The organism is Roseateles sp., from assembly GCF_039595295.1.
Classification (GTDB): Bacteria; Pseudomonadota; Gammaproteobacteria; order Burkholderiales; family Burkholderiaceae_C; genus Roseateles.
Window position 1 is genome coordinate 38,889 of the sequence record NZ_JBCNLU010000034.1, and the last position, 10,230, is coordinate 49,118.

The 10,230-nt window shown below is 68.6% G+C and carries 10 protein-coding genes and 1 pseudogene; 6 read left to right on the forward strand and 5 right to left on the reverse strand.

What is annotated here, in order from left to right:
* Position 1 precedes the first annotated feature (1 nt).
* From ABDW59_RS19750 to ABDW59_RS19775, 6 genes are all read left to right on the forward strand, one after another.
* A complete protein-coding gene (locus ABDW59_RS19750; RefSeq protein WP_343632280.1) occupies positions 2-1,132 on the forward strand; it encodes a succinylglutamate desuccinylase/aspartoacylase family protein in 1,131 nt (376 codons plus the stop codon).
* A gap of 7 nt (positions 1,133-1,139) precedes the next feature.
* A complete protein-coding gene (locus ABDW59_RS19755) occupies positions 1,140-2,546 on the forward strand; it encodes a YfcC family protein (RefSeq protein ID WP_343632282.1) in 1,407 nt (468 codons plus the stop codon).
* Positions 2,547-2,588: 42 nt separating this feature from the next.
* Positions 2,589-3,710, forward strand: a complete 1,122-nt coding sequence (locus ABDW59_RS19760; protein ID WP_343632284.1) for a helix-turn-helix domain-containing protein — start codon at positions 2,589-2,591, stop codon at positions 3,708-3,710.
* Positions 3,707-4,762 (forward strand): arginine N-succinyltransferase, encoded by a 1,056-nt coding sequence (locus tag ABDW59_RS19765; protein ID WP_343632286.1) that lies wholly within the window; start codon positions 3,707-3,709, stop codon positions 4,760-4,762. Before ABDW59_RS19760 ends, ABDW59_RS19765 begins: the two co-directional genes overlap by 4 nt.
* A complete protein-coding gene (locus ABDW59_RS19770) occupies positions 4,759-5,511 on the forward strand; it encodes an arginine N-succinyltransferase (protein WP_343632288.1) in 753 nt (250 codons plus the stop codon). Before ABDW59_RS19765 ends, ABDW59_RS19770 begins: the two co-directional genes overlap by 4 nt.
* A gap of 85 nt (positions 5,512-5,596) precedes the next feature.
* Entirely contained in the window at positions 5,597-6,181 is a 585-nt protein-coding gene (locus ABDW59_RS19775; RefSeq protein WP_343632289.1) for a DUF2878 domain-containing protein, read from the forward strand.
* Here ABDW59_RS19775 and ABDW59_RS19780 read toward each other — a convergent pair.
* From ABDW59_RS19780 to ABDW59_RS19800, 5 genes and pseudogenes are all read right to left on the reverse strand, one after another.
* Complete coding sequence (locus ABDW59_RS19780) at positions 6,150-7,727, reverse strand: RecQ family ATP-dependent DNA helicase (RefSeq protein WP_343632291.1); 1,578 nt, start codon at positions 7,725-7,727, stop codon at positions 6,150-6,152. The genes ABDW59_RS19775 and ABDW59_RS19780 overlap by 32 nt on opposite strands.
* 91 nt (positions 7,728-7,818) lie before the next feature.
* Positions 7,819-8,328 (reverse strand): hemerythrin domain-containing protein, encoded by a 510-nt coding sequence (locus tag ABDW59_RS19785; RefSeq protein ID WP_343632293.1) that lies wholly within the window; start codon positions 8,326-8,328, stop codon positions 7,819-7,821.
* 501 nt (positions 8,329-8,829) lie between these two features.
* Positions 8,830-8,991: pseudogene (locus ABDW59_RS19790) on the reverse strand (MFS transporter); the annotation flags it as partial.
* Between the two features lie 49 nt (positions 8,992-9,040).
* The gene (locus ABDW59_RS19795) at positions 9,041-9,409 is read right to left on the reverse strand and encodes a YciI family protein (protein ID WP_343632295.1); all 369 of its coding nucleotides are present in this window, start codon (positions 9,407-9,409) and stop codon (positions 9,041-9,043) included.
* A 510-nt stretch (positions 9,410-9,919) separates the two neighbouring features.
* Positions 9,920-10,230, reverse strand: a 311-nt coding sequence (locus ABDW59_RS19800) for a hypothetical protein (protein ID WP_343632297.1), incomplete at its 5' end; no start/stop codon positions are given.

Below are 10,230 nucleotides of genomic sequence, written 5' to 3' on the forward strand. Positions count from 1 at the left end.
CATGGAACAGCGTCACCACGAGCTGCCGAGCGCCTCGCACGGCACGCGCCGCGCGCTCTGCAGTCTTCACTTCGGGCAGCGGCGCACCGGCGCCAAGGCTTATCTGCAAGCCTCGCTGCATGCGGACGAGGTGCCGCCGATGCTGGTGGCCCACCACCTGCGCGCGCTGCTGGCCGAACTCGACGAGGCCGGAGCCATTCCCGGCGAGATCGTCCTGGTGCCCATGGCCAACCCGATCGGGCTGTCCCAGTCGCTGCAGGGCGCGCACCACGGTCGCTTCGACATGGCTTCGGGCATCAACTTCAACCGGCAGTTCCAGCATCTGACGGATCGCATCGGCGCAGGCGTGGGGGACCGCTGGACCGACGATGCATCGGCCAACACCCGGCTGATCCGCGAGGCAGCGGGGCGGGCGCTTGCAGAGCTCGTGCCAGTGACCGAGACGGACGCGCTCAAGCGACTGTTGCAGTCGCTGGCCATCGATGCCGACATCGTCCTGGACCTGCACTGCGACCACGAGGCGACCCTGCATGTCTACGCGGGCACGCCGCAGGCCGAGCTGGCCGCACAGCTGGCCAGACGACTGCGCGCCCAGGCGCTGCTGCTGTGCGCCTGTTCGGGCGACGACCCCTTCGACGAGTCCCTGTCGCGCCATTGGTGGGAGTTGGCGGAGCGCTTCGGCGATCGTCCGATCTCGGTGGCGGGCTGCTTCGCCGCCACGGTCGAGCTGCGCGGCGAGACCGACGTGGACGACGCCTTGGCGATCCAGGATGCGACGGCGCTGGTGGAGTTCCTCCAAGACACCGGCCACATCCTGGGCAGGGACCAGGGCCACGTGCCCGCGCTGCCTCAGCCGCGCTGCGCCGCGACGCCGCTGGAGGGCGTTCAGCCGCTGATCGCGAGCGCGAGCGGCATCCTCGTCTTTCATCGCGCCCTCGGCGATCGGGTGAAAGCAGGGGAGTGCGTGGCGGAGATCGTCGATCCCGCCACCAGCGCCCGCGAGCCGGTGATCGCGGAGGTCGACGGGACCCTGTTCGCACGCGCCGCCCGGCGCTGGGCCACGCGCGGCCTGCGCCTGGGCAAGATCGCCGGTCCGACCGCGTTCCGGTCCGGCAAGTTGTTGTCGCTGTGAGTTCACGATGATCCCCAAGACGCTTCGCCTGCCCAACACCTTCGTCCTGATCTTCTCGCTGCTGGTGCTGATCGCCGCAGCCACCTGGGTCGTCCCGGGTGGCCGGTACGCGACCACGCTGGTGGACGGCAAACCGGTCATCGACCCGACCCGCTACCAGGTGGTGGCCAGCCAGCCGCAGGGCCCGGCCGCGGTGCTGATGGCGCCGATCAAGGGCTTCGTCGAGGCCGGCCTGATCATCGGCTTCGTGCTCATCGTGGGCGGCGCCTTCTCGGTGCTGCAGGCCACGCAAGCGATCGATGCGCTGATCAAGGCGGTGGCCAAGGCGCACCATCGATCGGCGCTGGTGCGCGCACTGCTGATCCCCGGTTTCGTCACGCTGTTTTCCCTGGGCGGGGCGACCTTCGGCATGGCGGAGGAGGCCATCCCCTTCGTGCTGATCTTCGTGCCGCTGGCGCTGGCCTTGCGCTACGACACCTTCATCGGCGTGGCCATCCCCTTCGTGGGCTCGCAAGTGGGCTTCGCCACGGCCTTCCTCAACCCGTTCAACGTGGGCGTGGCGCAAGGGCTGGCGGGCGTGCCGCTGTTCTCGGGGCTGGGCTACCGGTTCGTGTGTTGGGTCGTGTTCACCGGCGTCACCATCGCCTTTCTGATGTGGCACGCGCGTCGCATCCGCCAGCGGCCCGAGTCCAGTCCCTGCTTCGCTGACGACGAGCACAAGCGCGCCGCGCTGGACCTGGAGGCGATCGCGTCGTTCACGGGTGTGGACGGGACGCAGCGCCTGGTGCTGCTGAGCTTCGCCGCGACGCTGGGCGCGATGATCGTCGGCGTGGTGCACTTCGGCTGGTACATCGAGGAGATCGCCGCGATCTTTCTTGCGATGGCGATCGTCGTCGGCCTGATCGCGCGGATGGGGCAGGACGCCTGGGTGCGGCACTTCCTGACGGGCGCCAAGGACCTCGCGGGCACCGCGCTGATCATCGCCCTGGCCAAGGGCACGGTGGTGCTGATGCGCGACGCGCAGATCATCGACGCGATGCTGCACGGCCTGGCGCCCTGGGTAGCGTCCGAGCACGCGGTCTTCTCGCTGCACAAGATGTACGGCATCCAGTCCGTCATCAACTTCTTCATCCACAGCGGCACGGGACAGGCCGCGCTCACGATGCCGGTGATGGCGCCGCTGAGCGACCTGGTGCAGGTCAGCCGGCAGAGCGCGATCCTGGCCTTCCAGTTCGGCGAGCTGAGCACGCCTGTCATCCCGACCTCGGGCATCACCGTGGGCGTGCTGAGCCTGGCGCGCGTTCCCTTCGGCCGCTGGGTGCGATGGATGCTGCCGCTGCAGTTGATCTTCGTCGCGCTGGCGCTGACGATGCTGGCGATCCCCAGCCTGGCGCCGCAATGGGTGGGGTGGTGAATCGCGGCGGCGATTACAGTGCCGCCATGCCGATCCGTGCCCATGAGTGACTCCCGCTACGCGCCGACCGCCGCCCTGGTGCTGCCGGGGTTCTCCGCGCTGGCGTTGGGCGCGGCGCTGTCTGCCTTGCAAGCCGCGGCCGACCTGCTGGACCAGCCCTATCTGCTCGGCCCGAGCGTGCTGTCGCTGGGGGGCGGTCCGGTCGCCGGCAGCGCCGGCCTGCGGGTGCAAACCGAGGCCCTGCGCGTCGACAAGCCTTGGGGCGTGGTCGTGGTCGTCGGCCAGGACGCGCACGTGCACAGCGGCTTCGACGGCGCCGTCCGGAACGAGGCCGAGCAGTCGCACCTGGGTGCCGCGCTGCGCGAGCTCGCCCGCAACGGCAGCGCCCTGTGCGCCAGCGGCAGCGCGGTGAGCCTGCTGGCGAGAGCCGGTCTGCTGGACGGCCGCCGGGCCGCCTGCCCCTGGAGCAGCGCCGATGCGCTGCAGGCCGAGTTCCCAGCGGTGATCTGGACCACGCAGCTTTGGGCGGCCAGCGCCGTCGTCCCAGGCGCGGAGGAGGGCTGGGAGATCCTCACCGCCCCCAGCGGCACCGCGCTGATCGATGCCTTGCTCGCCTGGCTGGCGGCGCGCCACGGGGACCAGGTGCTGCCCGACTTGGCGCCGCTGCTGGGCCTGGAGCGCGGCCGCGCCGCGTCCGAGCCGCAGCCTCGGCCGGGGCGGCTGAGCCAGACGGCCAGCCCCCAGCTGCGCGAAGCCTTGGCGCTGATGGAGGCGAACCTGGGCGAGCCCTTGCCGACCGAGGATGTGGCCCGGCTGTGCGGCGTGTCGCGTCGGCAGCTGGAGCGGCTCTTCAAGCGCCACCTCGACACGCTGCCCTCGCGACACTACCTGGAGCTGCGCCTGCAGCGCGCGCGGCGACTGCTGCTGCAAAGCGGCCAGTCGATCTTGCAGGTCGGTCTGACCTGCGGCTTCTCGTCGGGGCCGCACTTTTCGAATGCGTACAAGGCCAGATTCGGCCGCACCCCGCGCGATGAGCGTGCGCCGGGGTCCTCCGCCGCCGCTGGCGTGACGGCCGGCGGCGTCCGGGCCGCCGACCCTGTCTTGCCCGCCGTGACCCCGTGCGAGCCTGGCGCTCGCGCCCAAGATCGAGGAGAGGACGCTTGAACCCCACCGAACTGCTGCTGCGGCCGGCCACAAGCGCCGACTTGCCCGCGCTGGAGCGCATCGCCGCCTCCAGCGTCCACGGCATCGGCTCGTTGCCGCAAGACCCGACCAAGCTGCGCCGTCGGCTCGCGCATGCCGAGCAGTCCTTCCAGTCCGAGGACGTCGCCAGCGGCGAGGAGTCCTATCTCTTCCTGCTGGAGCATGCGGGCCGGGTCATCGGCTGCAGCGGCATCGCCGCCAGCGCCGGCTTCCATGACCGCTTCTACAGCTATCGCAACGAGTTCATGGTCCACGGGTCGCGCGGCCTGCGCGTGACCCGGCGCATGCATACGCTGCACCTGTGCCATGACCTGACGGGGTCGACGCTGCTGACCTCCTTCTACATCGAGCCCGAGTACGAGTCCACCGTCGCGCCGGAGCTGCTGTCGCGCGCGCGGCTGCTCTTCATCCGGCGCTTCACGGATCGATTCGCGGGGGCGCGCATCGCGGCGGAGATGCCCGGCGTGTCCGATGAACAAGGGCACTCGCCGTTCTGGTCGGCGGTGGGAGAACGCTTCTTCAAGATGAGCTATCCCCAGGCGGAGCAAGTGAGCGAAGGTCGCAGCAAGTCCCTGATCGCCGACCTGATGCCGCGCACGCCGATCTACGTCGGCCTGCTCCCGCCGCAGGCGCAGGTGAGCATCGGCCAATTGCATCCGGTGGGGGAGCTGCCGTTCCAGATCCTGTTCCGTGAGGGCTTCGAGACGGACACCTATGTCGACGTCTTCGACGCCGGGCCGACGGTGGTGGCGCACCTCGACCGGCTGGCGACGGTGCGGGCGGCGCGCCGCTTGACGGTGACGTCGGGCGAGGCGCGCCCCGCGGCCGAGTGGCATCTGGTCGCGGCGGGGGACCGGGCCTCCTTCCGAGCCACGCTGGGCCTGGTGGGGCCGTCGACGACCACGCTGCAGTCCGGCGCCGAGGTCGCGCGGCGGCTGGGCCTGCGGGCCGGCGAGGAGGTGGACGTGGCGCCGCTCGTCGTGGCGACTGACGACGAGGAGGGCGCGCAATGAAGGTCGAACGTGTCGACACCCCCGGCCTGCTGCCGGCCGACTGGCGCGAGGCGATGGCCACCTGGGTCAATCAGCTGGGCGAGCCCTTGCAGCGGTCGCTCGCGCCGGGTCACACGCTGTTCGTGTTGACGCACGAGCAGCGTCTCCTGGCCTGCGCGCGGCTGGTGCCGCCGATGTCGGCGACCGCCACGCACGGGGGGGGCGAGCCCGCCGGGACGATCTCGAGCGATGCGCTGCGTTTCCACTTCCATGTGGGCAAGCTGGTGCATCTGTCCGAGGAACTGCGCCTGTTCAACCCGCAGCAGATCCTGCTGCTGGGCAACGACCTGTGCGATGCGGGCGAGATCACCGATCTGGCGGTGGATCCGCACGCGCAGGAGGGCGCGCTCAAGCTCCGGCAGGTGCTCATGAGCATCGTGAAGTCGCATGACGGCGAGGGGCGCTTGGTCGTGGATCTTCAGGGCCATCGCGACGGGGACGGCCTGTCGCCATTCTGGCGGGGCTTGGGCGCGCGCTTCCTGCCTGAACAGCCCGACGCCCCGGGCGTCGGACCGCAATGGCGCCGTGACTTCGCCGAGCTGCTGCCTGCCTTGCCGCTCTACGCATCGCTGATGGACGACGCATCGCGCGCCTGCATCGGCCGGGTCGGACCGGCCGCTCGTCTGGCGCGGGATGCGCTGCAGGCGGCCGGTTTTCGACCCGGCGCGCACGTCAAGATCGACGATGCGGGGCCGACCTGGCAGCTGTGAGGGCCAGCGGCCATGAGCGCGGAGGACTGATCCGAATCGACGGCTCCGCCGTAGAGGGAACTCAACCCGATGAAGGATGCCTCCGATGACTCCGCCGGCCGCGCGACGGACGAAGCGACTGCTGATCGCGGTCGCTCAGTTCGGTCTCTTCCAGGCAGCCTGGTTCGCCTGCGTGCTCGGGGCTGCGCACGGTCGGGCGATGTGGGGTGTCGCGGCGGTCGCTTCGGTGGTGCTCGCCAATCTGTTGCTGAGCGATCGGCGCACCGAGGAACTCATGCTCACCGCACTGGCCGTGCTCATCGGCCTTGCGTGGGACACCTGGATGCTGCGCGAGGGCTGGGTCCGCTATGCGGCGCCCGGACCGCTTCCTCAATGGGCGCCAGTGTGGATTCTGGCGTTGTGGGCGTTGTTCGCGACCTTGCTGAGAGGGCCGCTGTCCTGGCTGCACGGGCGGCCACTCGTCGCGGCGGCCCTGGGCGCGGTGGGCGGGCCGATGTCGTACCTGGCCGCGGTGCGGCTGGGGGCCGGGCAGTTTCCGGACGCCCCGGCTGCGTTGACGGCCCTGGCGATCGGATGGGCGCTCATGACGCCGATGATGACGGAGACCGCGCGGGTGCTGGGCTCGCGGCGTGGCCGCGTCAAATCGCTTCCGGCTGCGCGGTCTTGCTAACGGCTTCGGCTTCGGCTTCGGCTTCGGCTTCGGCTTCGGCCTCGCGCTCGTGGGCGTCCATGCGCTCGCAGCTGTCGCATCCGTGGCAGCGATCGAAGACGGTCGCCTCGTCCAGGGCTTCCAGGATGTCGCGCCATCGACAGCGCCCGGACTGCGCGTAGGCCACGATCTGTTCCAGGCGCTGCCGGTCCTGCTCGCCCTTGGCCACATAGCGGCTCATTGCCTCTCGCAAGGCCTGCGCATCGCCTGGGGGAGGATCGACCAGGCGCAGTCGTTCGTCCTGCACGGACAGCCAACCCTCATCCGCCAGCAATGCCGTCAGCACGCGCAGCTTGTTCAGCGGCCGTTTCAGCCGTTGCCGCAGCGTCTCCAGCGTCCATGCCGTGCCGTCGGGCGCAGGCCCGCGCAGCGCCTCCATCACCGCCTGCGCATCCGCCGGGACCGGGTAGCGCCCATTGAGAAAGAACTGCTGCACCGCCCGATCGCCCGGGACGAACAGCAGCGTGCAGTCGGCGCGCCCGCCGTCGCGGCCCGCGCGTCCGGACTCCTGGTAGTAGACGTCCAGACCCGCCGGCAGCTGGTAGTGAACGATGCGGCGGATGTCCGGCTTGTCGATGCCCAGGCCGAAGGCGTTGGTTGCGACCATCACGCGGATCTCCCCGCGCATGAAGCGATCCTGCGCCTCGTGCCGCGCCGCGGCGCGCAGGCGACCGTGATAGAGCGTCGAGGACACGCCCGCGGCGAGCAGCGCCTCGTGCACGGCCTGCGCGGACTTGACCGTGGCGGTGTAGACGATGGTCGAAGGTCCGGCCTCGCCGTCGCCATGGGCTTCTCCATCGGGCGGGCCGGCCAGCATCTCGAGCAGACGCCGCAGCTTGTCCGCGTCGTCGGCCAAAAGCTCGACGCGGTAATGCAAGTTGGCGCGATAGCTGCCGCCGATCAGGCATCCGGCGGCCGGGATGTCGAGCTGCCGGGCGATGTCCTCGACCACCTCGTCGGTGGCTGTCGCCGTCAGCGCGAGCACCGTCGGCCCGCCCAGCGCCCGGCGGGCGTCCCCCAGCTTGAGGAAGGCCGGTCGGAAGTCGTGGCCCCATTCGGAGATGCAGTGGGCCTCATCGACGACCAGCAAGTCGGTAGGACGTTCAGCCAGGCGAGCGATCCACGCCTCGTCCGCAAGGCGCTCGGGCGTGAGCAGCACGACCTGCGCCGTGCCGTCGATCGCCGCGGCTTCCTGCTCGGCGAGCGCTGCGGCGGGCAGGCCGCTGTGGACCTGGGCGCAGGCGACACCCAGCGCCCCCAGTCGCTCGCATTGGTCCTTCATGAGCGCGATCAGCGGCGACACGACGACGGTGCGTCCCGGCAGCAGCGTCGCGGGCAACTGGTAGCACAAGGACTTGCCGGCACCCGTAGGCATCACCGCCAGCGTATTCAGTCCGCGCAGCACGCGATCGATGACGTCGCGCTGACCGGGGCGCCAGGTCCGCAGCCCAAAGCTGTGGAGCTGGCGCTCGAGGGTGCGGGAGGAGGGTGGGCGGCGTCGTGGCATGGAGGACGGGCGGGTGAGTTGCTCAGGCAGGCAGCGCGCCCGCAGGTCGCCGGACCGGTGATCGCGCCGATCCGACGTGGTCGTCCAGGACTCAATGGCGCTGCTGCTCCGCCATCAACTCTTCTTTGCGCTGACGCAGACGCTCGCCCATCTCGACCAGGTCCAGCCGTGACTGTTTCGCCTTGGGGAACATCTCGTTCTGTTCCTCCTTGACGTGGTGCTTGACCCATTCACCCATGACGGTGACCTTGGCGTCGTAGTCCTCGCCGTCGGGTTCGACGTCCTGCACGGCGGCGATCAGGTCCTTGATGCTCTGGTGCTCGACCCGAGCCTCGGGAACGAGTTCCTTGTCCTTGAGCGCGGCCTGAACCTCGGGGTAGAGGATCTCTTCCTCGATCTGCGCGTGGACCGTGAGCTCCAGGCAGATCTGGGCGACGAGCTCGCGTTTGCGGGACGTGCTGCGGGCCTTCTCGAACTCCTCGAACAGATCGCTGACCTTCTTGTGGTCCGCGCGCAGCAGCGCGATCGCGTCAGGGGTCTTGCTCGTGGCGCGGCGCGCGGTCGTCTTGCGAGCTGCGGTGCTGGGGGTCGTGCTGGGCATGAGAGCTCCTGGCCAAAGGTGGATGGATGAACACAAGCCGGCAAGCCCGATGCCCGCGGGAATCGGCGTCGGCACCGCTGACTGGGGATAGAGAGACTCAGTAAAAGCTCACAATGTGGATTATGTGGCTCCAGAGATTCGTGCGCTCGTGGTCGACGTGGGCTCGGTGCCGTTTGCAGCGCTCGCTGCGATGAAACGCTCTGTCCCGGGTGCCGCGATCGCGAACCGAAAGTTGCCAACAACTGGACCGAATGCTGCCAACAAGTCACCACAACTTGCCAACATGACGACGTGGTCGCACTGAATGTCGCCATCAAGTGTCTGGTCTGTGCACAAGGTCTCGCACTGCACGACGGTGAGGAACTTTTCAGCGCCCGGTCCGTCGACTAGGTCCCAACGGATCCAAGGTCGGAGGCGTGAGGGTTGGACTTCCGATCAAGTTTGGGCTCTGCCAAGACGCCACCGCGAAATACTCAAGCGTCATGCTTCTCGCCGATGGGCGGCCCCCGCCACCCCCACCATGCGCCGGACCACACGGTCGGACAGCGTGCCCCAGCCGATGCTGCCGACCGCCATTGCGACGAAGGCGATCGTCACCGCGGTTGAAGTGCCGGTGGTGGACCAGCCGGCGTCGAAAGCGATGGGCCGCAGCAGCTCCGACATCGAGAAAAGCGCGCCGATCGCGACGCACCCGAGCAGCCCGCCCGGTTGGTCAGGGCTGGCCGCCGAACTCGGGGCCGTCCAGCGGCCGCACTTCGCACTCCAGGTCCCAGTTGTCGCCATGCACCTTCAGGAAGCGCCGTGTCAGCTCGATGGCCTCCTGCAGCGTGGGCGCCTCCAGGATGGCGTAGCCGCCGATCACCTCCTTGGTCTCGGTGAAGGGCCCGTCCAGCACCGTGAGCCGCCCGCCGCGTTGCAGCCGCACCCGCGCGCCTTCCGACGTGGGCCGCAGCCCGGCGGTACTGACCAGCTGGCCGCTGCGGGTGAGCTCCTCGATGAGCTGGCCCATGTCGGCCATCAGCTGCTCGCTGGGCGCCTGGGCGGTGGTTTCGTCGATGCGGATCATCGAAAGGAATCGCATGGTCGGGTTCTCCTGAGGGTGGCGCGGCGGACCGGTTCCGCCGCTTCATCCCCCCTACGACGAACGAGGCCGGGCCGGATCGACAAGATTTTTCAGCCGCCGGCCGGTCTTTGGCACGTGCCTAGACTCGCCGCCATGAACCCCATCCTCATCTAAGTGCTGCGCGGCGGCGCCGTCGAGTCGCTCCACGCCGGCGCGTTGGCCATCGTCGCCCCCTCGGGCGCCGTGCAGGCGGCCCTGGGCGACATCGAGCGGTCAGCGTCAACGCCCGGCGAATGCTGATTGCGCGCTGCTGAACGCTTCCATGGTCTGGAAAGACCGAGCCGAGGTGACCTTCGTGTGCCCGGGAACGTCCCGCAGCGTGCCTGTCATGCGTGCGACAAATGCGCTAAGATCACCTACTAACGTACGCCGTACATTAAAGCTTATGTTGCGTCACGGCTCGGGGTGGATCAACGCCCCTCTTGCATTCGAATACTGCAGGATGCCATTGTTCGTTAACGGATCCCTTCAATAATCAACTATTCCGAGCGCAGAACGAAATGCAGGGTTCATCACGAAAATCGCGTCTTCACCCGCGCGCGCCACGCGAACTTGCAACACCTTTAGGTCGTAGGCGACGTTGTAAATGTAGTGACTCTGATCATCGACCCCGCGAATTCCCAAAATTCCATAATAGAGAAGAAAGTCGATTAACTTCGGAACGTCGCCAAGGTCCACGCCTGCGCCGCGTATTAATTCCTCAAGTTCAACTTTTCTAAGATTTGGCGTGGAATCGACGAAATAGTAGAGCAGGTCTTTTGCAGCCGGAAATACGTCTG

Excerpts from the sequence above, each read along its gene's own strand:
- ABDW59_RS19750 (WP_343632280.1), top strand. The coding sequence starts at position 2 with ATGGAACAGCGTCACCACGAGCTGCCGAGCGCCTCGCACGGCACGCGC.
- ABDW59_RS19755 (WP_343632282.1), top strand. The coding sequence starts at position 1,140 with ATGATCCCCAAGACGCTTCGCCTGCCCAACACCTTCGTCCTGATCTTC.
- ABDW59_RS19760 (WP_343632284.1), top strand. The coding sequence starts at position 2,589 with ATGAGTGACTCCCGCTACGCGCCGACCGCCGCCCTGGTGCTGCCGGGG.
- ABDW59_RS19770 (WP_343632288.1), top strand. The coding sequence starts at position 4,759 with ATGAAGGTCGAACGTGTCGACACCCCCGGCCTGCTGCCGGCCGACTGG.
- ABDW59_RS19775 (WP_343632289.1), top strand. The coding sequence starts at position 5,597 with ATGACTCCGCCGGCCGCGCGACGGACGAAGCGACTGCTGATCGCGGTC.
- ABDW59_RS19780 (WP_343632291.1), bottom strand. The coding sequence starts at position 7,727 with ATGCCACGACGCCGCCCACCCTCCTCCCGCACCCTCGAGCGCCAGCTC.
- ABDW59_RS19785 (WP_343632293.1), bottom strand. The coding sequence starts at position 8,328 with ATGCCCAGCACGACCCCCAGCACCGCAGCTCGCAAGACGACCGCGCGC.
- ABDW59_RS19795 (WP_343632295.1), bottom strand. The coding sequence starts at position 9,409 with ATGCGATTCCTTTCGATGATCCGCATCGACGAAACCACCGCCCAGGCG.